Origin of the sequence: Bradyrhizobium sp. SZCCHNS1022 (genome assembly GCF_032484835.1) — a bacterium.
Lineage (GTDB): Bacteria > Pseudomonadota > Alphaproteobacteria > Rhizobiales > Xanthobacteraceae > Bradyrhizobium.
Window position 1 is genome coordinate 2,299,894 of the sequence record NZ_JAUETT010000001.1, and the last position, 25,090, is coordinate 2,324,983.

General features: G+C 64.1%; 22 protein-coding genes. 15 read left to right on the top strand and 7 right to left on the bottom strand.

Annotation, left to right across the window (positions count from 1 at the left end; genetic code table 11):
• Nucleotides 1–76: 76 nt before the first annotated feature.
• Both QX071_RS10395 and QX071_RS10400 read left to right on the top strand, forming a co-directional pair.
• Complete coding sequence (locus tag QX071_RS10395) at nt 77–511, top strand: DoxX family protein (RefSeq protein WP_315700911.1); 435 nt, start codon at nt 77–79, stop codon at nt 509–511.
• A gap of 37 nt (nt 512–548) precedes the next feature.
• Nucleotides 549–1,361 carry a class III extradiol ring-cleavage dioxygenase gene (locus tag QX071_RS10400; protein ID WP_315700910.1) on the top strand — a complete coding sequence of 271 codons (813 nt, stop codon included), beginning with the start codon at nt 549–551 and terminating at the stop codon, nt 1,359–1,361.
• A gap of 90 nt (nt 1,362–1,451) precedes the next feature.
• Here the strand turns inward: QX071_RS10400 and QX071_RS10405 are convergent, their stop codons facing one another.
• Nucleotides 1,452–1,946 carry a cytochrome family protein gene (locus QX071_RS10405; RefSeq protein WP_315700909.1) on the bottom strand — a complete coding sequence of 165 codons (495 nt, stop codon included), beginning with the start codon at nt 1,944–1,946 and terminating at the stop codon, nt 1,452–1,454.
• 107 nt (nt 1,947–2,053) lie between these two features.
• Here QX071_RS10405 and QX071_RS10410 point away from each other — a divergent pair, with 107 nt between their 5' ends.
• The 12 genes from QX071_RS10410 to QX071_RS10465 all read left to right on the top strand — a co-directional run bounded on the left by QX071_RS10410 (nt 2,054) and on the right by QX071_RS10465 (nt 18,783).
• A complete protein-coding gene (locus QX071_RS10410; RefSeq protein WP_315700908.1) occupies nt 2,054–2,974 on the top strand; it encodes a LysR substrate-binding domain-containing protein in 921 nt (306 codons plus the stop codon).
• A gap of 769 nt (nt 2,975–3,743) precedes the next feature.
• The gene (locus QX071_RS10415; RefSeq protein ID WP_315700907.1) at nt 3,744–5,045 is read left to right on the top strand and encodes an MFS transporter; all 1,302 of its coding nucleotides are present in this window, start codon (nt 3,744–3,746) and stop codon (nt 5,043–5,045) included.
• An 87-nt stretch (nt 5,046–5,132) separates the two neighbouring features.
• Nucleotides 5,133–6,380, top strand: coding sequence for a cytochrome P450 (locus tag QX071_RS10420; RefSeq protein ID WP_315700906.1), 1,248 nt, complete (start codon nt 5,133–5,135; stop codon nt 6,378–6,380).
• A gap of 172 nt (nt 6,381–6,552) precedes the next feature.
• Nucleotides 6,553–10,299: an AsmA family protein gene (locus QX071_RS10425; RefSeq protein WP_315700905.1), complete on the top strand. Its 3,747-nt coding sequence runs from the start codon at nt 6,553–6,555 to the stop codon at nt 10,297–10,299.
• Nucleotides 10,300–10,330: 31 nt separating this feature from the next.
• Nucleotides 10,331–11,269, top strand: a complete 939-nt coding sequence (locus QX071_RS10430) for a LysR family transcriptional regulator (protein ID WP_315700904.1) — start codon at nt 10,331–10,333, stop codon at nt 11,267–11,269.
• A 122-nt stretch (nt 11,270–11,391) separates the two neighbouring features.
• Nucleotides 11,392–12,273 carry a shikimate dehydrogenase gene (locus QX071_RS10435; RefSeq protein ID WP_315700903.1) on the top strand — a complete coding sequence of 294 codons (882 nt, stop codon included), beginning with the start codon at nt 11,392–11,394 and terminating at the stop codon, nt 12,271–12,273.
• A gap of 72 nt (nt 12,274–12,345) precedes the next feature.
• Nucleotides 12,346–13,485 carry an ABC transporter substrate-binding protein gene (locus QX071_RS10440; protein ID WP_315700902.1) on the top strand — a complete coding sequence of 380 codons (1,140 nt, stop codon included), beginning with the start codon at nt 12,346–12,348 and terminating at the stop codon, nt 13,483–13,485.
• A 70-nt stretch (nt 13,486–13,555) separates the two neighbouring features.
• Complete coding sequence (locus QX071_RS10445; RefSeq protein WP_315700901.1) at nt 13,556–14,431, top strand: branched-chain amino acid ABC transporter permease; 876 nt, start codon at nt 13,556–13,558, stop codon at nt 14,429–14,431.
• The gene (locus QX071_RS10450; RefSeq protein ID WP_315700900.1) at nt 14,428–15,426 is read left to right on the top strand and encodes a branched-chain amino acid ABC transporter permease; all 999 of its coding nucleotides are present in this window, start codon (nt 14,428–14,430) and stop codon (nt 15,424–15,426) included. The genes QX071_RS10445 and QX071_RS10450 overlap by 4 nt, the downstream gene beginning before the upstream one ends.
• Complete coding sequence (locus tag QX071_RS10455; RefSeq protein WP_315700899.1) at nt 15,423–16,166, top strand: ABC transporter ATP-binding protein; 744 nt, start codon at nt 15,423–15,425, stop codon at nt 16,164–16,166. The genes QX071_RS10450 and QX071_RS10455 overlap by 4 nt, the downstream gene beginning before the upstream one ends.
• Nucleotides 16,167–16,177: 11 nt before the next feature.
• A complete protein-coding gene (locus tag QX071_RS10460; RefSeq protein ID WP_315700898.1) occupies nt 16,178–16,915 on the top strand; it encodes an ABC transporter ATP-binding protein in 738 nt (245 codons plus the stop codon).
• Nucleotides 16,912–18,783 carry a bifunctional sugar phosphate isomerase/epimerase/4-hydroxyphenylpyruvate dioxygenase family protein gene (locus tag QX071_RS10465; RefSeq protein WP_315700897.1) on the top strand — a complete coding sequence of 624 codons (1,872 nt, stop codon included), beginning with the start codon at nt 16,912–16,914 and terminating at the stop codon, nt 18,781–18,783. The genes QX071_RS10460 and QX071_RS10465 overlap by 4 nt, the downstream gene beginning before the upstream one ends.
• Before the next feature lie 2 nt (nt 18,784–18,785).
• On the opposite strand, the gene QX071_RS10470 is transcribed toward QX071_RS10465, so the two are convergent.
• Nucleotides 18,786–19,709: a LysR family transcriptional regulator gene (locus QX071_RS10470; RefSeq protein ID WP_315700896.1), complete on the bottom strand. Its 924-nt coding sequence runs from the start codon at nt 19,707–19,709 to the stop codon at nt 18,786–18,788.
• A gap of 91 nt (nt 19,710–19,800) precedes the next feature.
• On the opposite strand from QX071_RS10470, the gene QX071_RS10475 reads away from it, so the two are divergent.
• Nucleotides 19,801–20,592, top strand: a complete 792-nt coding sequence (locus tag QX071_RS10475) for an NAD(P)H-dependent oxidoreductase (RefSeq protein WP_315700895.1) — start codon at nt 19,801–19,803, stop codon at nt 20,590–20,592.
• Between the two features lie 20 nt (nt 20,593–20,612).
• On the opposite strand, the gene feoB is transcribed toward QX071_RS10475, so the two are convergent.
• The 5 genes from feoB to fumC form a co-directional block, all read right to left on the bottom strand.
• On the bottom strand, nt 20,613–22,484 hold the full coding sequence (gene feoB / locus QX071_RS10480; RefSeq protein WP_315700894.1) for a ferrous iron transport protein B: 1,872 nt from the start codon (nt 22,482–22,484) through the stop codon (nt 20,613–20,615).
• 18 nt (nt 22,485–22,502) lie between these two features.
• On the bottom strand, nt 22,503–22,778 hold the full coding sequence (locus QX071_RS10485) for a ferrous iron transport protein A (protein ID WP_315700893.1): 276 nt from the start codon (nt 22,776–22,778) through the stop codon (nt 22,503–22,505).
• A 107-nt stretch (nt 22,779–22,885) separates the two neighbouring features.
• On the bottom strand, nt 22,886–23,173 hold the full coding sequence (locus QX071_RS10490; protein WP_315700892.1) for a ribbon-helix-helix domain-containing protein: 288 nt from the start codon (nt 23,171–23,173) through the stop codon (nt 22,886–22,888).
• Complete coding sequence (locus QX071_RS10495) at nt 23,173–23,358, bottom strand: DUF4169 family protein (RefSeq protein ID WP_315700891.1); 186 nt, start codon at nt 23,356–23,358, stop codon at nt 23,173–23,175. The genes QX071_RS10490 and QX071_RS10495 overlap by 1 nt, the downstream gene beginning before the upstream one ends.
• Nucleotides 23,359–23,615: 257 nt before the next feature.
• Entirely contained in the window at nt 23,616–25,040 is a 1,425-nt protein-coding gene (gene fumC, locus QX071_RS10500) for a class II fumarate hydratase (protein ID WP_315700890.1), read from the bottom strand.
• Nucleotides 25,041–25,090: the final 50 nt, after the last annotated feature.

A 25,090-nucleotide genomic window follows, 5' to 3' on the forward strand; every position in this document is an offset into this window, starting at 1 on the left:
TCTTTCCCGGATACCAGATTATCGCCCCTCGGGAAATGATCCATATCTTTGCGAGCGATTCCTACTGGAGGCTGAGATGATCGATTCCCGCACCGCACCCTATGCCGCGCTTCTGCTTCGCCTGACCCTGGGCGGACTGTTCCTGGCCCACGCCAGCCTGAAACTGTTCGTGTTCACCCCGGCCGGGACGGCCAAATTCTTCGGCAGCATCGGCCTGCCGGCGGAGCTCGCTTACCTCGTCATCGCCGCCGAGATCCTGGCCGGCATCGCGCTCATTCTCGGTCTCTACACCCGCTGGGCGGCGCTCGCCGCGGTGCCGATCCTGCTCGGCGCCATCTTCACCGTGCATGGCGCGGCCGGTTTCTTCTTCAACAATCCGAGGGGCGGCTGGGAATATCCGGCGTTCTGGGCCGTGGCGCTGATCGTGCAGGCGCTGCTCGGTGATGGTGCCTTCGCGTTGCGTGCGCCGCGCGCGAACCTTGCCAGCGGCGCGCTGCGCAGCGCACATTGACGGCTTGCGAGCCCGCTCCATTAGCCGAGGGTTGAACATGACACTGCCGAGCCTGTTCGTGTCGCACGGGTCGCCGATGCTGCCGCTGACAGACGCGCCAGCGCGGCAGTTTCTGATCGATCTGGGCCGCAGCCTGCCGCGGCCCAAGGCCATCCTGGTGATCTCGGCACATTGGGAGACGGCCGAGCCCGAGGTGAACGCGGTCGCCGTGAACGACACCATCTACGACTTCTACGGCTTCCCGCGTGCGCTCTATGAGCTGCGCTATCCCGCGCCCGGCGCGCCGGAGCTCGCACAAGACATCGCGGCACGGCTCAAGAGCGCCGGCTTCGCGGCATCGATCGACCGCAGCCGCGGTCTCGATCACGGCGCCTGGGTGCCGCTGCTTCTGATGTATCCGGAGGCCGATATTCCGGTGCTGCAGCTCTCGATCCAGACCGAGCGCGGGCCGCAGCACCATCTCGCGCTCGGCCGGGCGCTGGCGCCGCTCAGTGAGCAGGGCGTACTGATCATCGGCAGCGGCAGCTTCACCCACAATCTCGCCGAGTTCCGGATACGGCGGCCCGAGCTGAACGCTCCGGCGCTGCCCTGGGTCGATGCCTTCGCCGATTGGGTGCATGAGGCGGCGATCGCCGGTCGCATCGCGGATCTGCTCGACTATCGCCAGCTCGCGCCATATGCCCGCAACAACCATCCGACCGAGGAGCACTTCCTGCCGCTGTTTGCCGCGCTCGGGGCGGCCGGCGAGGGGGCGCGCGTCGAGCGGCTGCACAACAGTGCCAATTACGGCGTGCTGCGCATGGACGTGTACGCGTTCCATGCGGCGAATGAGACTGCCGCGGCCGCGTGATCGGGCCTGCAGGGGGCACGCTCCGCTCTGCCCAACCCTGCGCGTCTTGTACGAAAGCTCGCAGGTCAGGCGGTCACGATTCCGATCGAGTCACTGTGACCTCGGACCGAAATCCTGGTCGTCCAGGGCCGCATCCTGCGGGACCTTGATTGCGACGACGCCACGATTGAGGGCCTGGTGGCAGGAGTTGCAGCCAGAGGTCAGGTCGGCATAGGCCTTGTCGAATGCGGCCATGTCTTTCGCCTTCACCGCCGCTGCAAGTTCGGCGAACGGCTGCTGCGTGACAGCACTGACCATGTCGGGAAGCGAATTGTTCTCGACGGTCGGATGGGCGCGCCCCAGGCGATTGAAGGCGCCCCTGAGGTTGCCGAGCTCATAGGCGCCGAACTCCCAATTTCCCTCGTGAGCCGCGATCCATAGCCTGATGTGACGCGGCTGGATGGTCGCGATCATGAGATCGCTGACGCTCGGAACGTACGATACCGGCTCGTCCGCCGCGCCGGCCCGCAAGTCCAGCGCCGTTCCGAGATACACGAGCGTAGCGACGCTTGCCGCACCGGCGGAGGCAAGGACGCGAAAAACCATCGACCGTCTGCGCATGAGTGATGTCTCCAGATCTGACCGGAACCTACAGACGATTGATGATCAGCTCCAATCGTAGTATTTTTTGGACATAATAAGGAATTCTGATCATGAATATCTCCCTCAAGCAGCTGCGTTATTTCGATGCGGTCGCGCGTTTGTCGCATTTCGGCAGGGCTGCCGAACGGTGCGCGGTGACACAGCCGGCGCTCTCGATGCAGATCCAGGAGCTGGAGCAGACGCTCGGCGTGCAGCTTCTGGAGCGCAGCCGGAAGGGCGTGATCCTGACCGAGGCGGGCCGCGAGATCGCCGCGCGCGCCGAACGCGTGCTCGCCAGTGTGCGCGACATCATCGACACCGCGCACTGTCACCGCGGCGTGCTCGCCGGCACGCTGCATCTCGGTGTCATCCCGACGCTCGCGCCTTACGTGCTGCCGGTCGCACTGCCCTTGATCCGCAGAAGCTTTCCCGATCTGGACCTGCATTTGCGCGAGACCCAGACACAAACCCTGATCGCGCAGTTGCTCGACGGCGGGCTCGATCTGTTGCTGCTGGCGCTGCCGGTCGATCACCCCGATATCGAAACCATTCGCCTGTTTACCGATCGCTTCCTGCTGGCGCTGCCGAAATCGCGGGAGATTTCGACCAATCGCGTGCGCGCGACGCCCGAGCTGTTGCAGCAGGACCGGCTGCTGCTGTTGGAGGAGGGGCACTGTCTGCGCGACCAGGCGCTGTCGTTCTGCAACCTGCGCCGCGTCGACAACATCGACACCTTCGGCGCCTCGAATCTCTCGACCATCGTGCAGATGGTCTCGAACGGGCTCGGCATGACCTTGCTGCCCGAGCTCTCGGTCGACGTCGAATGCCGCCGCGGCGACATCAAGCTGATGCGCTTCTCCGATCCGGAGCCGAAGCGCGTGGTCGGACTCGCCTTCCGCAAGACCTCACCGCGCAAGGAGGACTTTGCCGCGCTCGGCAAGCTGATCGCGCAGGCCGCCACACGTCAGATCCGCGAGATGGCGGCGGTGTGAGTGATGTGTGACTGCCCGTCGTGCCAACGTGTCGCGGCCAATTTCGCTTGCGGCGTCGGGCAAATCACAACGATGATCCGTGCGTCCTGCACTCGATAAGAGGGCGTTTCGCGATCGTCACGAACGTTGAGCGCGGGATGCGGTGGACGTGATGTCATTGCAGCGCATCTCATGCGCGGACGAACGATGTCATCACGTACGGTCAAGTCGCGCGGTCCTGATACCCCGACGCTGGTATCCCGCGCAACGCGCGAAAGCGCGTTGTCGCGGTCGCGACGAGGCTTCGCCTCGCGCGGTTACGGTGGCCAAAAAGCCCGGTGCACCGAGGAGAACGCGAAGCAGCCGTTAAAGCCATCGCGCAGGGAAGGCCGGATCATCCGGCTGAGCCTGTGGTTCCTGCCCCGTGCATTTTTATCGCACGGGGGCCGCGGGTATCAGTCGATGCCCGGCCTTCCCTGCACCCTCTTTCTTGAAGAGGGTCACCGAATGAGCAAAGCTCGGACGCAAATCGCGCCGCGGGACTATGAACGCATGCCGCTTCCGTCATTGCGAGCGAAGCGAAGCAATCCAGAACCCAGTGAAGATTTTGGCGACGATTCTGGATTCCTTCGGAGCTCACGCTCATCGCAATGACGCCGCGAGCGCGTTGCAAACAAACATGGCCGTCTTGACCTCCGACGTAAGTGACATCAGCCGCTCCAACCCACAAAGTCCTTGACCCGTTCGCGCACAAATGATGCGAAGAGTGACCAGGGAGAGAAACGACACAATGCGACTGCCCTTCTTCTATGGCTGGGTCGTCGTCGCCGTGACCTTCGTCACGATGGCGATCGGCGTCAATGCACGAACCGCCTTCTCGCTGTTCTTCCCGCCGATCCTGTCCGAATTCGGCTGGGAGCGCGGTATCACCGCCGGCGCGTTCTCCTTCGGTTTCGTGATATCGGGAATCGTCAGTCCCTTGATCGGCCGGCTGATGGACCGCACCGGCCCGCGCGCGGTGATGGAGCTGGGCGTGGCGCTGATGGCCGGCGGGCTGTTGCTGGCCCCACTGACGTCGCAGCCCTGGCATCTCTACGTCACCATAGGCGTCATGGTCGGCGCCGGCAGCGTCTGCCTCGGTTATTCCGGGCAATCGCTGTTCCTGCCGAACTGGTTCATCCGCCGGCGCGGCCTTGCGATCGGCGTTGCCTTTGCAGGCGTCGGCATCGGCTCGGTCACGCTGCTCCCCTGGGTGCAGCATATGATTGCCGAAACCGGCTGGCGCACCGCCTGCACCGCCATGGGCCTCCTCGTGCTGATCGTGCTCGCGCCGATCAATCTGCTCCTGCGCAAAAAGCCGGACGAGCTCGGCCTGCGGCCCGATGGCGATGCCGTCCCATTGGCTTCGGCGGCGAAGCCGGTCTCCAACATCGTCGATCCTGCCTGGGCCGCCGTCGATTGGACCTTGCCGCGCGCGCTGCGCACGATGAGGTTCTGGTGGCTTGCGATCGGCTATTTCTTTGGCCTGTACATCTGGTACGCGGTCCAGGTCCACCAGACCAAATATCTGCTCGAGATCGGCTTCAGCCCGAACGTCGCGGTGTGGGCGCTCGGTGCGGTCAGCCTGCTCGGCATTCCCGGCCAGATCGCACTCGGTCATGTGTCGGATCGGATCGGACGCGAGGCCGTCTGGGTCTTGAGCTGTGTCGGCTTTGCCATCTGCTTCGCCGCCCTGATCGCGCTCAAGGCTTCGCCGACCCTGCTGCTGGTCTATGTCATGGTGGCGAGCCAGGGCGTGCTCGGCTACGGCATCACCTCGGTGATGGGCGCCGTGGTCCTGGAGATCTTTCAAGGACCGCATTTCGGGGCGATCTTCGGCACGATCATGCTGATCGGCCTGTGCGGCGGCGCGGCAGGCCCCTGGGTCACCGGCGTGCTCTACGATCTCACGGCGAGCTACACGGCCGGTTTTGCGATCGCGATCGCTGCGTGTCTCGTCTCGGCGGTCGCAGTGTGGTGTGCCGCGCCGCGGAAAGTCCGCGCGGTCGCCGGCCAATTGCACCGGCTGAAGCCGGCCACCGAGGTCCCATGATGGATTTAGGTGATCAGGATTTCGCTTGCCATGCCCCTCTCCAGATGAGCTAATCGGCCAAAACGAAAAATCAGGAGAGGAACGACCATGAACGAGCATGTCCAGGCCGAGACTGTCCAGGCGAAGCCGGCCGCGCCGCTGTTCAATCCGTTGTCGCCGCAGTTCATCCGCGATCCCTATCCTTTCTATCAGCAGCTGCGCGAAACTGACCCGATGCATGTGACGCCGTTCGGCGCCTTCCTCGCGAGCCGCCATGCGGAATCGAGCCTCGTCCTGCGCGACAAGCGTTTCGGCAAGGACTTCGTCCCCCGCAGCATCCGCCGCTACGGCCCGAAGATCATGGACGAGCCGATTTTCCGCAGTATGAGCCTGTGGATGCTGCAGCAGGATCCGCCCGATCACACGCGCCTGCGCAACCTCGTCGTGAAAGCGTTCACGGCGCGGCGGGTGGAGGACATGCGCCCGCGGATCCAGCAGATCGTCGACCAGACGCTCGACGAGGTGATCCCGCGCGGGAACATGGACCTGATCGAGGATTTCGCGTTCCGCCTTCCGGTGACCGTGATCTGCGAGATGCTCGGAATTCCGGAGGAGCACTGCGAAGCTTTCTATAAGAGTTCGCGCGAAGGCGGACGCCTGCTCGATCCGGTGCCGCTCTCGCCGGCCGAGATCGCGGAGGGCAATGCCGGCAACGCGGTCTCGAAGGCCTATTTCCAGCAGCTGTTCGAGTTGCGGCGACGCCAGCCCGGCGACGATCTGACAACGCAGCTGCTGCAGGCCGAGGAAGACGGCGCCAAGCTCAGCCATGAGGAACTGACCGCGAATATCATCCTGTTGTTCGGCGCCGGACATGAGACCACCGTCAACCTGATCGGCAATGGCCTGCTCGCGCTCTATCGCAATCCGGATCAGCTGGCGCTGTTGAAGGCGCGCCCGGAGCTGATCACCAATGCGATCGAGGAGTTCCTGCGCTACGACTCCTCGGTGCAACTGACCGGCCGCGTCGCGCTGGAGGATATCGAGGATCTCGGCGGCAAGCGCATCCCCAAGGGCGAGACCGTGCTGTGCCTGCTCGGCTCAGCCAATCGCGACCCGGCCGTCTATCCCGACCGCCCGGAACAACTCGATATCGCCCGGCCCAATGTGAAACCCTTGTCGTTCGGCGGCGGCATCCATCATTGCCTCGGCGCGCAGCTCGCCCGCATCGAAGCGGAGGTGGCGATCGGAACGCTGCTGCGCCGGCTGCCGGAGCTGAAGCTGGACGATCCGGACAATCCGGATTGGCGGCCGACCTTCGTGCTGCGCGGCCTGAAACGGCTGCCGGCCCATTGGTAACCATTTCGCTAACGGCGGTTGTGCGGCGCAGGCCATTTATCGCATGATGCTGTGACTTCGCCGCACTTCGTCCTATATGATGTGGCGCTCCGGCATCGATATCTGGTGGGGCGGCGCCGCACCGCGGGTTTGAGGGTTAGGCGCCGGAGCGTTGTCCTTTGAGGGAGACCCCGTGCAGACGACCCTGCTCGGATTGGCGATTGCCTTCATCCTTGCGCTCCTGGCTGCGCTGATTGGGCCTTATTTCGTCGATTGGAACCAGTTCCGGCCGCAGTTCGAGGCCGAAGCCAGTCAGGTGATCGGGGTGCCTGTGCGGGTCGCGGGCGCGCTCGATGCGCGCCTGTTGCCGACGCCGACCTTGCGGCTGCGCCAGGTTACGTTCGGCGGGGCGAATGATCTCGGCAAGCTGCGCGCCGACAAGCTCGATGTCGAGTTCAGCCTCGGCGACCTGATGCGGGGAGAATGGCGCGCCAATGAGCTCACGGTCAGCGGCATGGCCGCCGATCTCGGGCTCGATCCGAAGGGCCGCGTCGATCTGGCGGGCGGAGGCGGCCGGTTCAATCTGGCTGCGCTGTCGATCGATCGTCTGAACCTGACCGGCCGCGTCGCGCTGCATGACGCGGTCAGCCACTCGACGCTCGAGCTCACCGACATCGTGTTTTCCGGCGATGTCCGCTCGCTTGCCGGCTCGCTGCGCGGCGACGGCGCGGTTTCGGTTCTCGGCGTGCGCTATCCGTTCCGCGTGTCCTCTAGCCAGGACAAGGATTCCAGCGGCCTGCGCGTGCATCTCAACATCGATCCGGGCGAGCGTCCGGTGGCCGCCGATGTCGAGGGCCTGATCAGCTTTGCCAACCGCTCGCCGCGCTTTGCCGGTGCGCTGACCTTGTCCTCGCCGCCGCCCAAAGGACAGTCCAAGGAACAAGGCAAGGCCAAGCCGGTCGATGCCAAGGACCAAGCCATCGGCGATGCGCCCTGGCGGATGACGGCCAAGGTGGCAGCCGATTCTTCGGTCGCCAAACTGGACCAGATCGAGTTCAGCTTCGGCCGGGAGGAGCGGGCGCTGAAATTTGCCGGCAACGGCGATGTGCGCTTTGGCGCGGCACCGCTGCTGCGCGCCGCATTATCGGCGCGCCGGCTCGATGCCGACCGGTTGCTTGGCATCGACGGCAATACGGATCGCAAGGCGACCGTTCCGGCACAGGCGCTGCCGGAGCTGCGCAACTGGCTGGCGCGGCTGCCGACCTTGCCGCTGCCTGCGGACATCCAGATTTCGACCGAACAGATCACACTCGCCGGACGTCCGGTGCAGGATTTTTCAGCGAGGCTGCACAACGAGCCTGCGTCATGGAGCCTGGAACAGGTCGATCTCAAGGCGCCCGGCGCAACCCATCTGACGTTCAGGACAGCGGGGGCGTCGGCCGCTTCGACGTCGAGTGTTTCTGGCGCACTCGATCTCGATTCGGCTGATCCCGACGCGCTGGTCGCCTGGCTGCAGGGCCGCACCGAGACCAGCTATCGCAGCCAACGGCCGCTACGCTTGCGTGGCAATGTCAATATCGGGTCCGACCGTGTCGCTATCGAAAGTCTGAAGGCCGAGATGGACAGCGGGGCGGTCGAGGGCCGGATGGCACTGATCACCCCGTCCAGCGGCGCAGGATCGCGCTTCGAGGCGGCGTTGAAGGGCGAGCGGCTCGACGTCGATGCCGCCACGGCGCTGGCCCGCTCGCTCGCCGGATCATCGGGGCAGTGGCCTGACGAAGCGAGCATCGCGATCGACGTTGGACGCGCGACATGGAGCGGCCAGGACTTTCGTCCGTTCACAGCCAAAGCGTCGTACGGGCCGAAGAGCATCACGGTCGATCAGGTCAAGTTCAGCCAGGGAGGGGTGACCAGCGAGGGATCGGGCCGGTTCGACCGCACGGACGCAACCGGACGGCTCAGCCTGACCACGAACGCGGCGTCGCTCCACGACATCACGGCTCTGCTGCAGCCATTTGCGCCGAACCTGGCTGCGCAACTCGAGAAGGCCGCGGTTCAACCAGGGCCGGCGCGGTTCAAGCTTGCGCTTGATCTTGCCAGGGATCCGGCGAGCGCCGATCGCGCGCAGGCCAAAGCCGTGCTCGACCTTGAAGCTCCGCAAATCAAAGGGACGACGACGCTGACCGCAAAGCCGGCGGCCTCGGCGCTGCGCAATTTCGATCTAGATGCGATCAGCCGCACCGATGTCGGGTTGGATGCGAAGATCTCGGCGGAGCAGGGCAACCTGTTGCTCGCTTTGCTTGGCGTGAATCGCATCGCCGCGGCGGGCAGCGGCCCGGCCGTGCTCGATGCCGACATCAAGGGCAATTGGCGCGCGCCCTTGCGCGTCACCGCGAAGATCGCAGGCGTGGGTCTCGACGGGGATGTGCAGGGCACGCTCGAGACCACGTCCGGGTCCTGGTCCTTGCCCGCGGCCGATTTGCTCAAGGCTAATCTGAACCTGCGGGTCCGTAATGCGAACCTGGCGCCGCTCGCCGGATTCGGCGCGCAGGCTGCGGCGGCGCAGAACGCGCGGCTGTTCGCTCGCGTCGGTTTGGTCGCTGGCCGGCTCAGCCTGGACGACATCGATGGCCTCATCGGCGGAGCACGGCTGCGCGGGCGCCTCGCGCTCACGCTCGACGACGACAGGCAGATCGACGGCGAGCTTGGGCTGGACGCGCTGAACCTGCCGCAGATGTTCGCGCTTGTGGTCGGTGCGACCGGCCATGATGCCGCCGAGCCGCTCGGTCCGGGGTTCTTGAAGGGGTGGAGAGGTCGGGTGTCATTCCAGGCGCTCAGCGCTGCGCTGCCGGGCGGTGGCGAATTGCGCCCGATTGGCGGCACGATCAAGAGCGATGGGCAGAGCCTGACGGTCGAGAATTTGAAGGGGCGGCTTGGCGGCGGCGACGTCGCGGCGACGCTCGATGCACGGCCGAATGCCAATGGATTGGCGCTGAGCGGCCGCCTGGAGCTGTCGAACGTGGATGGCAACGCGTTGCACTACCGCAGCTTGGCGATGCCCGCCGGCCGCATCTCCGCGCAGATGGCGCTTGCGAGCGAGGGGCGCAGCGTGCAGGCGCTGACCAGCGCCTTTGCCGGCAACGGCACCGTCACGCTGGATGGTGTTTCGATTCCGGGTCTCGATCCACGCGCCTTCGATGTGGCGCTGCGTGCCTTCGACGCCGGCCAGATCACCGACGATGTGAAGCTTCGGCAGATCGTGGAGCCGCTGCTGACCACGGGATCGCTGGCGGTGGCGTCCGCGCAGATTCCGTTCGTCATCCGCGATGGGCGGCTGCGCGTCAGTGCGACGACTTTGGACGCCAAGGACGCGCGCGCGATCGTCTCCGGCGGTTATGATATCCCGGCCGATCAGGCGGATATTCGCGCCAGCCTGATCACGACGACGATCGGCAACGAGAGCAGCCGCCCGGAAATCCAGCTGTTCGTGGTCGGGACGCCCGACGGGCTGCAGCGCAGTGTCGATGTCACCTCGCTGTCGTCCTGGCTTGCGGTGCGCGCCATCGATCGCGAGACGCGGCGGTTGGATGCGATCGCGCGGGGCGAGCCGCCGCCGTCCTATCCCTCGTCCACCGCCTCCCTGCCGTCGCCCTCGGGGGCCGGGAGCGCACCGCCAAGCCTGACCGATGTGCCGGTGCCTGGACGCGATCCGCGCCGCACAAGGCCGGGTGGGCCCCGCCAGCAACCACCGCCGCAGCCGCCGCTGTCCGGTCCTCCGCCCGGATCGCCGCCGCTTCCGGTGCCGCCGGTGGCAGCGAACCAGCAGGTCGCCCCCTTGCCGCCGCCGGTTGAGGTTAAGCCCCCGCCGGGAGCCCTGCCGCCTAGGCCCAAGCCGATGCTGCGCCCGCCGCTGGTGCTGACGCCGCCTGGCAGTCCTTGATCTCGGTGCATCTCGGGGAGCATCCGCGCCGATGATGACGTTGCGTCAAGTGGAGGTCATTCGGGCCGTGATGGTGACCGGCACCATCAACGGCGCGGCGAAGCTGTTGAAGGTGTCGGCGCCGGGCGTCAGCCGACTCGTGAAATACACCGAACGCTCGCTCGGCATTCGTTTCTTTCAACGCCAGAACGGCCGGTACTTTCCGACCCCCGAGGCGCAGAACATCTTCGAGCAGATCAACAGCGTCTACGAGAAGGTCGATGATCTCAGCTACATCATCTCTAACATTGGCCGCGGCGCGCTCTCGGAATTGCGTGTCGGCTCGGTGCCAAGCATCGCGCAGGTGATGGTGCCGCGCGCCATCGAGCGCGTGCGCCGGCGCTATCCCGATCTCGGCATCGACATCAATATCCTCAAGATCGAGGAAGCGATCGATTATCTGATGCTCGGCAAGGGCGAATGCGTAGCGATGAGCTACCGGCTCGACCACTCCGGGCTTGATTTCCTGCCGCTCGCCTCCGGCGAATTGTTCTGCATCGTGCCGCCGGGGCACGAACTCGCCGGCCGCAAGCAGGTCTCCGCCGCCGAGATGACGCGCTATCCGCTGATCGGCATCGATCCCAACGATCCTTACGGCCGGATCATGGCCGAGATCTTCGAGCGCAACAAACTCGACTACAACATCTCGATCAAGGCTCGCTTCGGCACCACCGTGTGCGCGCTGGTAAAGGCAGGGCTCGGCATCGCCATCATAGACCAGTTCACGGTGGCCCACGGCGGCTATCCCGGCATCGAGCTTCTGAAGATCGCCGAGCCGACCCGGTTCGACACCTATGTCGCGGTCAAGCGCGGCGCCCCGCTATCGCTCTATGCGGAATACTTCATCGATGGCCTGCGCGCGGAGATGCGCGCGCTGGAGCCGGGACGACGTCAGGTGGCAAGGGCCAGCGCGGCCGGCCGCAAAAGATAACATCATGTTAGGTTCGGCGGATATTTGGGTAATTGTGTTAGCTGGCGAAAACATTATCGTCCGCATCTGATTTCACCGTCCTTACGGAGCCGCGACAGCTCCAACCGGAGACGACGACCATCGTGCCAGATATTTCCGCATCCGGAGGCCGCAAATTCCTGACCGGGTTGCTCGGTGCCCCGATCGCGCACTCGGCTTCACCCGCGATGCACGAGACGGCTGCCGCGGCGCTCGGGGTCCGCTGTCACTACCAGCTCATCGAGGTCGCCGGCGCCGACCGTGCCGAGCTTGCGATCCTGCTCGAAGGTGTCAGGCGGCTTGGCTTTGCCGGTGTCAACGTCACCTATCCCTACAAGGAGGCGGTCGTCGACCTGCTCGACGAGCTCGCGCCCAAGGCAGCCGCGATGCGCGCCGTCAATACCGTCGTGGTGCGTGATGGGCGGCTGATCGGCCATAATACCGACACGACGGGCTTTGCGCGTGCAGTGGCGCCCCTTGTTGCGGGTTCGGGCAACGGCGTCGTGGCATTGATCGGCGCTGGCGGCGTTGGCAAGGCGATCGCGTTTGCACTTGCGAACGTTGATGTCGCGGGCTTGCGCATCTTCGATACCGAGCGGGCGCGAGCAGAGAGGCTCGCCAGCGTGCTGCCTTCCGGGAAAGGCATCGTGGTAGCCGACAGCATCGAGCAGGCGGTGCAGGGCGCTGTGGGGATCGTGAATGGAACTCCGATCGGGATGCTGCCGAACCGCGGCACGCCGATACCCGACGCGCTGCTGCATGACGGTTTATGGGTGGCGGACGCAGTGTACTCGCCGCTCTGGACGCCTCTCTTGAAGGCGGCCAAAGCCAAGGGCGCGCGGGTCCTGCTTGGACGCGAGCTTGCGATCTATCAGGCGGCCGACGCGTTCGAGCTGTTCACTGGGCTTACGCCTTCGACCGACGTCATGGGGCGAGCTTTCGACGACCACATGGCGGAGAGATATCCGGCGGTTGACGCCGCCTGAGCAAACCGGCCAATACGAGCCGGAACATCGAATTCAAGAAACGCAAGAAGAGTAGAAACGAGGAGGAGACGCGTGCGATCGTTCATTTTGGCGAGCTTTTGCTCGGCTGTATTGCTGTCCGGCTCTGCGTGCGCACAGTCCGGGGCACCCATCAAGATTGCTGATGTTGCCGAGCTGTCGGGCGGTGGCGCCACCGTCGGTAACAATTGGAAGAATGGCATCGATCTGGCCGTCGAGGAGATCAATGCCAAGGGCGGTATTCTCGGGCGCAAGATCGAGGTCAGCCACGCCGATTCCCAGTCCAACCCGGGCGTGGCGCGCGCGCAGGTACAGAAGGCGCTCGACGCCGAGCCTTACGTCCTGCTCGGGCCGGGCTATTCCGGCTCCGTCAAGGTCACCGCCCCGCTCGCTGCCGAAGCGGGCATCACTCAGATCATGGGCGGCGAGGCGGCCGAACTGACGCAGGCCGGCAATAAGTTTCTGTTTCGCACATCCTTCGGTCAGCAGTCGTCGATGCCGAAGGTGGCCAAGTACATCAATGATGAGTTGAAGGCGAAGTCGGTGGCGGTCGTCTGGGTGAACAACGATTTTGGCCGCGGCGGACGCGACGTCATCACCAAGGAGTTCAATCGCCTCGGCATCAAGGTCGTCGCGGACCTGTCGACCGAGGCAGGCCAGGCGGACTTCGCAGCCGATGTCAGCAAGATCAAGGCCGCAGCCCCGGACGCCGTCTTCATCTATGTCAACGAAGAGGAAAGCGCGCGCATCCTCAAGGAGATCAAGCGCCAGGGCGTGACGGCGCCGCTGATCGGCGAGACCACGCTGGTTGGGCAGAAGGTCATCGAGCTCGCCGGCGATGCCGCCAATGGCGCCCGCGGCCATGTCGGCCTGACCACCGACGCGCCGGTCGAGGCCATCAAGGCGTTCCGGGACCGCTTCGTGAAGAAGTACAACTACGTGCCCGATCACAACGGCCTCAAGGGCTATCTCGCGGTCTACATGATCAAGGCGACCACCGAGAAGATGGGCAAGGTCGATTCCAAGGCGTTCGCGGATACCCTGCACGGATTGACCATCAAGACGTCTGACGAGCCGAACATCCTGATGGATGTGACCTTCGATCAGAACGGCGATATCGACCGGCAGGGCTTTCTGGTCGAAGTGGTCGACGGCAAGCAAGTCGTGGAGCAGGTGTTGCCAAAGCTCAACTGAGGCGAACGGGCGGCCGGTGGCGCCGGTCGGGATGTCGGGCGCCGCCTCACCCAAGGCTCACGGGGAAACCATGTCCAATCTGCTCGATCTGATCGTGGCGGGTCTCGCCACCGGCGCAATCTACGCGCTGATCGCGGTCGGCTTCACGCTGCTGTGGCAGACTTCACAGACCATCAACTTCGCCCAGGGCGAGTTCGTGATGCTGCCGGCGTTCCTGATGCTCGCGGTCATGCATCTCGGTGCGCCGTTCTGGCTCGCGGTCCTCGTCGGCATTCTGCTGTCTGCGCTGCTGCTCGGGCTCGCCTTCAAGATGCTCCTGGTCGATCCGATGCTGCGGCATGGCGTGCTGCCGCTGGCGATCGCGACGATGGCCTTGGCGATCGGGATCAAGGAAGCGGTGAAGCAGTTCTTCAGCGCTGAGGCGTCCCCGTTCCCGTCGATCGTGCCGGTGGATGATATTGTCCTGCTCGGCCGATCGGTCTCGCTGCAAAGCCTCGGCGTGCTCGCGGTCGCGGTTCTCGCCGTGTTCGGCTTGACGATGCTGTTGAATCGTACCTCACTCGGTCACCAGATGCAGGCGGCCGCGCAGAATCCGACGGTGGCACGTATCATCGGCGTGCCGGTCGAGCGCATGATCCTGCTGACGTTTCTGATCAATGCGGTGCTGGTGGCACTCGCATCGCTGCTAATAACGCCGATCTACCTCGCCAAGTTCTCGAGCGGCGAGGTGCTGGGGCAGGCGGCGTTCGTCGCAGCCATCGTCGGTGGCTTCAACCAGGTGCGCGGCGCGATCGCGGGCGGCCTGTTGATCGGTGTGGTCGACAATCTCGCCGCAGCCTATGTGTCGACGCAATACCGCGCCGCGGTCCCGATGGTGCTGTTGATCCTGGTGATCCTGTTCCGACCGCAGGGGTTGCTCGGACGCGCAGAGGAGCGCACCGTATGAGCACGAACGGTAAAGTGCTTCGCATCGCCATCGGCCTCGCCGTGATCGCGGGCCTGATCATCGTCCCGATGAACTTCAACCGCTATGGACTGTTCATCCTGAGCCAATGGGCCGTCATGACCGTCGCGGCCATGGGGCTCAACCTCACGCTGGGGTATGCCGGACAGGTGTCTTTGGCGCAGGGCGCCTTCGTCGGCATCGGCGCCTATGGTGCCGCGATCCTGACTACGCATGGCTGGCCGCTGGCTGCTGCGCTGGGCGTGGTCGTCCTGCTGTGCTTCGCCGTTGGCTGGCTGCTCGGCTATCCCGCATTGCGCGTCCAGCATCATTATCTGGCCTTTGTCACGCTCGCCTTCTCGACGCTGATGTTCCTGGTGTTCCGCAATGAGAGCTGGCTGACGAACGGCATCTACGGCATCAGCAACATTCCACGGCCGGAGATCTTCGGCTTTGCGACCCGCAAGCCTTTGCCGTTCTACTATCTCTGTCTCGGCTCGCTAGGTCTCGTCACGCTTGCAATGTGGTGGCTGATCCGCTCCCCCTGGGGGCGAGCCTTCATGGCCTTGCGCGAGAACCCGATCCGTGCGCAATCGCTTGGCGTCGATACCCGGCGCTACACCTTGATGGCTTTCGCGATCGGTTCGGTGCTCGGCGGCGTTGCCGGCGTGCTCTATGCGCCGCTGACACAGTACATCGATCCGGTGCCGTTCAACCTGCAGCTCTCGCTCGATCTCCTCATGATGGTGATCGTGGGCGGCTCCGGCTTCCTGTTCGGTCCGTTCCTGGGGGCCATGATCGCGGTGCTGCTGCCGGAATGGCTGCGCGTGGTTGAAGGTTATTATTTGATGCTCTATGCGGCAGCGGTGATCCTGCTGCTGATCTACTCGCCCACCGGTATCCTCGGCATCCTCGATCGCTATCTCAGCGCACGCCGTACCCAGGCGGCATCGACGCTGCGTGCCGCTGCGCAGTCCAAGCTGGAGGCGGTGCGATGACCGCGGTTCTGGACGTTCGCGAGGTGAAGAAGAGCTTTGGCGGTATCACAGCGGTGAACGGCGTCAGCTTCGACGTGCAGGAAGGGGAGATTCTCGGCTTGATCGGTCCCAACGGCTGCGGCAAGTCGACCCTGTTTAACTGCATCCTCGGTCAGCTCGTGCCGAGTTCGGGCGAGGTCCGCGTCGACGGCAAGGTCGTCACCGGGCAGCGGCCGTCCGAGCTGAACCGTCTCGGTGTCAGCCGGACCTTCCAGTTGCTGCAGGTGTTCCCGAAACTCTCGGTGCGGGACAATCTCATCCTCGCCGGCCAGGAGCATCGCGGCAGCATGCTGTCCCGCCTGTTCGGCCCGTCGGACGCCGGACTCACCGCAACTGCCGAGCAGATGATCGGCTTTTTCAAGCTCGAGCATCTCGCCAATGAGCCGGCCGGCGGCCTGTCCTATGGACAGCAGAAGCTGCTGGATGCGGCGATGGCCTTCATGGGCGGCCCTCGGCTGGTGTTACTCGATGAACCCGCCGGTGGCGTCAACCCGACAATGCTCGGCGATCTGAAGGAACGGCTGATCGCGATCAATCGCGAGCGGCGCGCGACCTTCGTGGTGATCGAGCACAACATGGAATTCGTGATGTCGCTGTGCTCGCGCGTCATGGTGATGGCGGAAGGCAGGGTGCTTGCGATCGGCAAACCCGACGAGATTCGTGCGAACCCTGCCGTGATCGAAGCCTATCTCGGACACTGATGGAGGCGGTCGTGAGCGACACCATCCTCGACGTTCAGAACCTCGTCGGCGGCTACGGCAAGATGACGATCCTGAACGGCACCAGCTTCTCGGTGCCGGCGGGCTCGATCACCACGGTCATCGGTCCCAACGGCGCCGGCAAGTCGACCGTATTCAAGGCGATCTTCGGCTTGCTCAAGCTGCGCGAGGGCAAGGTGATCTTCAAGGGGTGCGATGTCACCGGGCAGAGCCAGCGCGCGCTGCTCGCTGCCGGCGTCTGCTACATCCCGCAGGGACGCAACATCTTCGGCGAACTGTCGGTCCGCCACAATATCGAGCTTGGCGGCGTGGCCGCTCCTCGCGATATCGACATCGCCGCCCGGGTCGAGACCGCGCTCGATATCTTTCCGGTGTTGCGGAAGAAGGCGGAGCGGCAAGCCTCGACCCTGTCCGGCGGAGAACAGAAACAGCTCGAGATCGTGCGCGGCCTCTTGCTCGAGCCGCAGCTCGTGCTGATCGACGAGCCGTCGATCGGACTGTCGCCTCTGATGGTGCAGCAGACCTTCGATATCCTCAAGCAGCTGCGCGATCGCGGCGTCTCCGTGCTCCTGATCGAGCAGAATGCGCGCTCCGCGCTGGAGATCTCCGACTACGGCATTGTACTGGAGCTTGGTCGTACCCGGCTCATCGACAAGGCAGACCGCGTGCTGTCCGATCCGCGGATCGGACAGCTGTTCCTGGGCGGCGCCATGGAGGAGACCGCAGCATGAGCAAGCGTTCGATCGCGACCGTCTCGCTGAGTGGTGCCCTGGACGAGAAGTTGCGGGCCATCGCAGCGGCGGGCTTCGAAGCGGTCGAGATTTTCGAAAGCGACCTCGTGTCGTTCGGCGCCAGTCCGCGCGACATCGGCCAGATGTGCCGTGACCTCGGTCTGGCGATCTGCGCTTATCAGCCATTTCGCGATTTCGAAGGCATGCCCGAGCCGCAGCGTGCGCGCAACTTCGTTCGCGCCGAGCGCAAGTTCGACTTGATGCAGGAGCTGGGTACGGATCTGCTCCTGATCTGCAGCAATGTGTCTCCGGCTTCGCTTGGCGGCATCGATCGCGCCGCAGAGGACCTGCGTGAGCTCGGCGAGCGGGCGGCGCGCCGCAATCTGCGGGTCGGTTACGAGGCGCTGGCCTGGGGCCGGCATGTCAGCGATTATCGCGATGCATGGGAGATCGTGCGCCGTGCCGACCACAAAGCGATCGGCGTCATTCTCGACAGTTTCCATGCCCTGGCGCCGGCACTGCCGATCAACGCGATCCGCGCGATTCCCGCCGACAAGATCTTTCTGGTGCAGCTCGCCGATGCGCCGCGGCTCGAACTCGACGTCTTGTCCTGGAGCCGGCACTTCCGCAGCTTTCCGGGGCAGGGTGATCTGCCGGTGCTGGACTTCATGGAAGCGGTGGCTGCAACCGGCTATGCCGGACCTCTGTCGCTCGAGATATTCAACGACCAGTTCCGCGCCGGGTCGGCCGCGCGCACTGCCATAGATGGCATGCGCTCGCTCTTGCTGCTGGACGATGCGCTCGCTGCGCGAACGCCAGCGGCATCTTATGAGCGGCTCGCTCCCAGAGTGACGGCCAGGGGCATCGGCTTCATCGAGTTTGCGGTCAGTCCGGATAACGCGGGCGGGCTCGCCGAGCTGTTCGCCCAGCTCGGCTTCCGGAAGACCGGCCGTCATCGCAGCAAGGCGGTGGAACGGTGGTCGCAGGGCAGCGTCGATCTCGTCATCAATTGCGAGCCGGCGAGCTTTGCCCATTCGCATTATGTAACGCATGGTCCCGGCGTCTGCGCCATCGCGCTCGATGTCGACAGTGCCGAGCGGGCCATGGTGCGGGCGCAAGCGTTGAAGACGCGCACCTTCTCCCAGCCGGTCGGGCCGGGCGAGCTGGAAATTCCGGCCATCCACGGCGTGGGAGGCAGCCTCTTGTATTTCCTCGACACTCACGGAAAGCATTGGGACGTGGATTTCGAGGCCGTGGCCAACGACGACAGCGCGGCGCGCCTCCAGGCGGTCGATCACATCGCCCAATCGATGGCTTATGACGAGATGCTGTCATGGCTGCTGTTCTATGCCGGAATCATCGACCTCAAACGCTTGCCACAGATGGAAATCGCCGACCCAAGAGGTCTCGTGCAAAGCCAGGCCATCGTCAATGACGACCGCAGCCTGCGCTTCATCCTCAACGGTTCGGCAGCGAGGCGCACGCTGCCGTCGCGCTTCATCTCGGAGTTCTTCGGCTCCGGCGTCCAGCACATCGCATTTTCCACGGAGGACATCTTTGCCGCGGTTGCGGAGATGCGGGCCCGCGGTGCCGGCTTTCTCGACATTCCCGACAACTATTATGATGATCTCGAAGCCAGATATGATTTCGACGCCGGCACCTTGGCGGCCCTGCGCGCCAATAAGATCCTCTACGATCGCGAGGGCGACGGCGAATTCTTCCAGGTCTATACCCACATCTTCCAGGAGCGCTTCTTCTTTGAAATCGTGCAGCGGCGAAACTATCAAGGGTTCGGCGCGCCGAATGCTTCGATCCGGCTCGCCGCGCAGGCGCGCGAGGTCCGGCCGGAATCGATGCCGCGCATGTAGGGTCAGCGTTCTCTGCGGATACCCGGCAGGCGGCCGATCTCGTCAGCGAGATAGTCGATTGCCAGTCTGACGCGCGCGATGCCGGCGCGCTCCGGCACGATCAGCATGTTGAGCGGCACTGAAGACAGCCGGTAGTCGGGCAGGATCGCGGTCAGGCGCCCGGCCGCGAGGAGGTCGTGGACCAGCCAGTGGTGTGCGGCCGCGATGCCGCGTCCGGCCAGCAACGCTTCGCGCACGGCAAGGCCGTGATTGGCACGGAAGCGTCCCATGAACGGCACGTCATGATGCCGGCCATCGGCCGTCTGGAGCGTCAGAAGGTCGCTGCCCGCGACGTTCGTCATGCGGATGCCTTCATGGCCGATCAGGTCCTGGGGCACCCGCGGCGTGCCGTGCCTGTCCAGATAGTCGGGGGAGGCGACCATCAGGCGGTGCGAGTGACCGAGCCCGCGCAGCTTCATCGCGCTATCGGCGAGTGGGGCGAGGCGCAGCGCGATGTCGACGCCCTCGCGCACCAGGTCGATCCGCTCATCCGTCAGGCTGAGATCGATCGCGATCTCCGGATAGCGATCCTGGAAGGCAAAGACGAGCCGGGTGATGTGCAGGATGCCGAAGGCTGCCGTGCAGGAGATCCGGATCATGCCTGCAGCGGCGCCGCGTCTCCCGCGCGCTTCGTCGCCGGCCTCCTCAATCAGCCGCAGGATCTGGATGCAGTTCGCGTAATAGCGGCTGCCCTCGTCGGTCAGCATTACCCGGCGCGTGGTGCGGCTGAGCAGCGGCACGCCAATGGCGTCTTCCAACTCGTGCAGGTGGCGCGTGATCGTGGACTGCCCGACGCCGAACTCGCGGGCCACAGCCGACAGGCTGCCGCGTTCGGCCACCCGCACGAAGCTGCGCATATGCGCGAAGCTGACGTCAGACTTATCCATATTACGGCATTATATTATCGATATGCGCCATATAGTGGATAAATGTATGCGGGTCTATGTCATGGCTCGGTTCCACCGAAGGATCGATGCCATGAATGTCCTGCTCGTTTTCGCCCACCCAGAACCTCGCTCGCTGAATGGCGCCTTGCGCGACGCCGCCGTAGCTGAACTCAAGGCCCAGGGCCACGAGGTCAGGATCTCGGATCTCTATGCCATGGGTTGGAAAGGCGCCGCCGATCGCGCCGATTTTCCGCAACTCGCGCCGGACGCCAGGCTGAACGTCGCCGCTGCGTCCGGCGAGGCGTTCGCGGCACATAGGTTGACGGACGACGTCAGGGCGGAACAGGAGAAGCTGCTGTGGGCCGATGCCGTGATCCTGCAGTTTCCGCTGTGGTGGTTTACGATGCCCGCGATCCTGAAAGGCTGGGTCGATCGCGTCTATTCCTACGGCTTCACCTACGGTGTTGGCGAGCATAGCGATAAGCGGTGGGGCAACCGCTACGGCGAGGGTGTGTTCGCCGGCAAGCGCGCGATGCTCATTGTGACCACCGGCGGATGGGAGGAGCACTATTCAGCGCGCGGCATCAACGGTCCGATCGAGGATCTGCTGTTCCCGATCAACCACGGCATCCTGTTCTATCCCGGATTCGACGTGCTGCCGGCCTTCGTGGCGCATCGGGTCAATCGGCTCGATGAGGCGGGCTTCGCCGCGATCGCGGAGCGGCTTCGTGAGCGGATGCGTACGCTGTTCACCGCGACGCCAATTCCGTACCGGCGGCAGAACCACGGCGACTACCTGATCCCCACCATGCAGCTGCGCTCCGAACTCGGCGATCGAGCTGCGCACGGCTTCGCGCTGCACGTGGACGATGCCGCGGAGTGACGGCTGTCATGGGCGCGGGACTAACCCGCGCCCATCGCGACGGCGATGTGGTAGGTGGCAAAGCTCGCGGCATAGGCGAGTGCCAGCATGTAGCCGAAGGTGATGGCCATCCAGCGCCAGCTGCCGGTCTCGCGGCGGATGACTGCCAGCGTTGAGGCGCATTGCGGCGCGAAGATGTACCAAGCGAGCAGCGACAAAGCGGTGGCGAGGCTCCATTTGGCCGCCAGCACCTGACCGATCTGTTCGGCGGCCTCTTTGCCGCCTTCGATGGCATAGACGGTGCCGAGCGCTGCGACGGCGACCTCGCGGGCTGCCATGCCCGGGACCAGGGCGACGGCGATTTGCCAGTTGAAGCCGATCGGCGACAGCAACGGCGCGATGGCCTGCCCGATCATGGCAGCAAGGCTGTAATTGATCGCGGGCTCGGTCGCGCCCGTCGGCGGCTGCGGGAAGGATGCCAGAAACCAGATCAGCACCATCATCGCGAAGATCGTGGTGCCGGCGCGCTGCAGGAACATCTTGGCCCGGGTATAGACGCCGATCGCAATGCTGCGCAGCCGCGGCATCTTGTAATCGGGCAGTTCCAGCATGAACGGCGCGGGCTGGTAGTCGCGCATCATGAAGAACTTGATCAGGAAGGACATCAAAAGCGCGCTGACGATGCCGGCGGCGTAGAGCCCGAACATCACGAGGCCCTGCAGATTGGCGAAGCCCCAGACCTGCGTTGGCGGGATGAAGGCCGAGATGATCAGCGTATAGACCGGAATGCGCGCCGAGCAGGTCATCAACGGCGCGATCAGGATCGTGGTCAGCCGGTCGCGGCGGTTGTCGATCACGCGCGTCGCCATGATGCCGGGAATGGCGCAGGCGAAGCTCGACAGCAGTGGAATGAAGGCACGGCCGTGCAGCCCCGCGCCGCCCATGATGCGGTCCATCAGGAAGGCGGCGCGCGCCATGTAGCCGAAATCTTCCAATAGCAGGATGAACAGGAAGATGATGACGATCTGCGGCAGGAAGACGATGACGCTGCCGACACCGGAGATCACGCCGTTCTGCAGAAAGCTTTGCAGAAGTCCTTCGGGCAGTTGGTCATGGACGAGCTGGCCGGCGGCATCGAAGGCCGCGGATAACAGCTGCATCAAGGGCTGTGCCCAGGCGAATACTGCCTGAAACATCACGAACAGGATCAGCAGCAGGATGAAGAGGCCGCCGACCGGGTGCAGGACGACCGCGTCGATCCGCCCCGTCCAGGTGTCCGGCCGCTCCGGCAGGGTCACGGCGGAGGCGATGATGCGATCGGCTTCGCGCTGCGTGGCGCGGAGTTCCGACACGGTCAGCGGACACCAGGTATTCTGACGGTCGGGGGAGGGGCTTTGCGCCAGCAGTTCATCCGTCAGCTGGAGCAGGTCGGCAGTGCCGCCCTTGCGCACGGCAATCGAGGTGACGACAGGCACGCCGAGCGCCTCGGAGAGCTTGGGCACGTCGACGGTGACGCCGCGGCGCTTGGCGATGTCGAACATGTTGAGCACCAGCGCCAGCGGCCGGCCGGTGCTCTTCAGCTCGAGCAGAAGCCGGATCGTCAACCGTAGGTTGGTAGAGTCGGCAACGCACAACACCAGGTCGGGCAATATCTCGCCCGTGGCGCGTCCAAGCACGAAATCGCGGGTGATTTCCTCGTCCGGGCTACGCCCGCGCAGCGAATAGGTGCCCGGGAGGTCGACCACGGAGACTTGGCGCCCTTGCGGGGTCACGAAGGCGCCTTCCTTCCGCTCGACCGTGACGCCGGGATAGTTGGCGACCTTCTGGCGGCTTCCGGTCAGAGCGTTGAACAGCGAGGTCTTGCCGCTGTTGGGGGTGCCCACCAGGGCGACATGCATCAACGCACTTTCCATCGACCGGCGCCCCTGGCGCTATGCCACGATAATGGCCATCGCCTCGCGTCGGCGGACAGCAACGGTGATGTTGTCGACCCGAACTGCGATCGGATCACGTCCGACGATGCCTTCGTGCAGGATTTCCACCCGAGCGCCCTCGACGAAGCCGAGCTCGATCAGGCGGCTTTCGAGTTCAACTTCGGGTAGGGACGAGCTGGTCCCGCTCGCCGCCAGGTGTTGGATCGTTCCGGTATAGCCGCGCCGCGCCAAGCCAAGTGGCAGGTGCTGCCGATCATCGCAGATTTCGCTCATAACCTGTATTTTCAATCGCAACGCACAAGGTCAAGCGCCGCGTGCACGACGCCACTGCACCTTAGAGCGATTTTAAACAGGACCGAGCGAGCGGCTTCTGATCTGGCTCAAGCAGCCGGGGCGGAGGCCGGATGCCGGCTCTCGGCCGACGGCTTCGGCTCGGCCGCAGATGAAGCGGCTGCGCGGTTCTTGAAGTGATCGAGCACGAACAGCCGGATGGCCGACGACAGGTTGCCCTGCTGACGGTTGCTGTCGATCTCTCCCACCAGTTCGGAGAGCGTCATGTTACGCAATCCGGATATCTCCTTCATGCCGTTCCAGAACGCCTCCTCGAGGCTGACGCTGGTCTTGTGACCCGCGACGACAATTGAACGTTTTACGACCGGCGACTTCATCACGCGTCCTCGCCATTGATGCGATGTTGATCCAATAACTCGTTCGCACGCTTTTCGCGTTGCGCGTCGGCTGTGCGCTCGGCCTTCGTTCTGCCGAAGCTTGCGCGATTGGCGTCGGCCACCTTGCCGACCTGATCGCGTGCCATGCGCTTCTTGAAACGCTTCAAATTGATCACCTCTCCCATGCTCGCTCCATCATTACAGAGATCGCAGAGCGCGACAGTCATAACGAAAGGCATGACCTGCCGCGCATCGCGCAGTCGGCTCAACCGTCAGGTAGACCATCATGCCATCGCCCTCATACTGCCAGACTTCCGATCCCGCTTTGCGAAAGATGAACATAGTTGTGTCCGCGCACGCAGCAGAACTAGCTAGTTGACACTATCCTTTACGAGTTAACGGCAACAAATGCATTAGCCCCCGTAGTACTACGGAACTACCTTTATGATCGTCCAGGCCTGGTCATCTTTTCGGGCTGGACGAGCCGATCGAATTCCTCGTCTGACACGAAGCCCAGCCGTGTTGCCTCCTCCTTCAAGGTTGTTCCGTGCTGATGCGCCGCCTTGGCCACCTTTGCGGCGTTGTCGTAGCCGATCTTTGGCGCGAGGGCGGTGACCAGCATCAGCGATCGCTCCATCAGTTCAAAGATCCGCTTCTCGTCGGCGCGAATGCCTGTCACGCAATGTTCGGTAAACGAACGGGCGGCATCACCCAGCAGTTGAATGGAGCTGATCATGCAATGCGCCATGAGCGGCTTGTAGACGTTTAATTCGAAGTGCCCCTGGCTGCCGGCGACCGTGATCGCGGTGTGGTTGCCGAACACCTGACAGCACACCATGGTCATCGCTTCGCATTGTGTAGGGTTGACCTTGCCCGGCATGATTGAGGAGCCCGGTTCGTTTTCCGGCAGGATTAGTTCACCCAGACCTGAGCGCGGTCCGGATCCTAACAAGCGAATGTCGTTTGCGATCTTAAAGAGACCAGTTGCTGCGGAATTGAGTGCGCCATGCACGAATACGTAGGCGTCGTTCGATGCCAGCGCCTCGAATTTGTTTACAGCACTGACAAAGGCGAGTCCGGTAATCCCAGCAACATGCCTAGCAAATAGTTCTGCAAATCGCGGATCTGCATTGAGGCCGGTGCCGACGGCGGTGCCGCCCTGGGCGAGCGGGAAAAGGTCGCTTGCAGCCGTTCGAATCCGAGCGATGCCGCTTTCGACCTGCGCAGCGTAGCCGGAAAACTCTTGGCCGAGCGTCAAAGGCGTGGCGTCCTGGGTGTGAGTACGTCCGATCTTGACGATGTCGGCGAAGGCTTCTTGCTTGGCACGCAACGCAGCAAGGAGTTCGGTCAGGGCCGGGATCAGGTGGCCAAAGATCGCGCGAGCCGCAGCGATGTGCATCGCCGTCGGGAACGAGTCGTTCGATGACTGGCTCATATTGACGTGGTCGTTCGGGTGAACCGGCGCCTTGGCGCCGCGTTCGCCGCCAAGCAGCTCGTTGGCGCGGTTGGCGATGACCTCATTCAGGTTCATGTTGGTCTGGGTGCCGGAGCCGGTCTGCCAAACGACCAGCGGAAAGTGGTCGTCGAGCTTGCCCTCGGTGACCTCTTCGGCGGCCCGTGCGATCGCCTCGGCGAGCTTCCGATCGAGAAGGCCAAGCTCGAGGTTGGTCCGGGCAGCGGCCAATTTGACGACGGCCAGCGCACGGACGATCTGCATCGGCATCCGGTCCTGGCCAATGCGGAAATTCTGCCGCGAGCGTTCGGTCTGTGCGCCCCAATAGCGGTCTGCCGGCACCTCGATCGGGCCGAAACTGTCCGTCTCTGTGCGAGTGGACGGGGGATGGGGGGATTCAGCTGATGGCGCCATGAAACATGCCCTTGGTCGCGAACCGGCGCCGGCCGGTTCAAGCATGCTTC

Excerpts from the sequence above, each read along its gene's own strand:
- QX071_RS10470 (WP_315700896.1), bottom strand. The coding sequence starts at position 19,709 with ATGGATAAGTCTGACGTCAGCTTCGCGCATATGCGCAGCTTCGTGCGG.
- QX071_RS10410 (WP_315700908.1), top strand. The coding sequence starts at position 2,054 with ATGAATATCTCCCTCAAGCAGCTGCGTTATTTCGATGCGGTCGCGCGT.
- QX071_RS10490 (WP_315700892.1), bottom strand. The coding sequence starts at position 23,173 with ATGAAGTCGCCGGTCGTAAAACGTTCAATTGTCGTCGCGGGTCACAAG.
- QX071_RS10400 (WP_315700910.1), top strand. The coding sequence starts at position 549 with ATGACACTGCCGAGCCTGTTCGTGTCGCACGGGTCGCCGATGCTGCCG.
- QX071_RS10430 (WP_315700904.1), top strand. The coding sequence starts at position 10,331 with ATGATGACGTTGCGTCAAGTGGAGGTCATTCGGGCCGTGATGGTGACC.
- QX071_RS10450 (WP_315700900.1), top strand. The coding sequence starts at position 14,428 with ATGAGCACGAACGGTAAAGTGCTTCGCATCGCCATCGGCCTCGCCGTG.
- QX071_RS10420 (WP_315700906.1), top strand. The coding sequence starts at position 5,133 with ATGAACGAGCATGTCCAGGCCGAGACTGTCCAGGCGAAGCCGGCCGCG.
- QX071_RS10445 (WP_315700901.1), top strand. The coding sequence starts at position 13,556 with ATGTCCAATCTGCTCGATCTGATCGTGGCGGGTCTCGCCACCGGCGCA.
- feoB (WP_315700894.1), bottom strand. The coding sequence starts at position 22,484 with ATGGAAAGTGCGTTGATGCATGTCGCCCTGGTGGGCACCCCCAACAGC.
- QX071_RS10495 (WP_315700891.1), bottom strand. The coding sequence starts at position 23,358 with ATGGGAGAGGTGATCAATTTGAAGCGTTTCAAGAAGCGCATGGCACGC.
- QX071_RS10395 (WP_315700911.1), top strand. The coding sequence starts at position 77 with ATGATCGATTCCCGCACCGCACCCTATGCCGCGCTTCTGCTTCGCCTG.
- QX071_RS10405 (WP_315700909.1), bottom strand. The coding sequence starts at position 1,946 with ATGGTTTTTCGCGTCCTTGCCTCCGCCGGTGCGGCAAGCGTCGCTACG.
- QX071_RS10475 (WP_315700895.1), top strand. The coding sequence starts at position 19,801 with ATGAATGTCCTGCTCGTTTTCGCCCACCCAGAACCTCGCTCGCTGAAT.
- QX071_RS10415 (WP_315700907.1), top strand. The coding sequence starts at position 3,744 with ATGCGACTGCCCTTCTTCTATGGCTGGGTCGTCGTCGCCGTGACCTTC.
- QX071_RS10485 (WP_315700893.1), bottom strand. The coding sequence starts at position 22,778 with ATGAGCGAAATCTGCGATGATCGGCAGCACCTGCCACTTGGCTTGGCG.
- QX071_RS10465 (WP_315700897.1), top strand. The coding sequence starts at position 16,912 with ATGAGCAAGCGTTCGATCGCGACCGTCTCGCTGAGTGGTGCCCTGGAC.
- fumC (WP_315700890.1), bottom strand. The coding sequence starts at position 25,040 with ATGGCGCCATCAGCTGAATCCCCCCATCCCCCGTCCACTCGCACAGAG.
- QX071_RS10455 (WP_315700899.1), top strand. The coding sequence starts at position 15,423 with ATGACCGCGGTTCTGGACGTTCGCGAGGTGAAGAAGAGCTTTGGCGGT.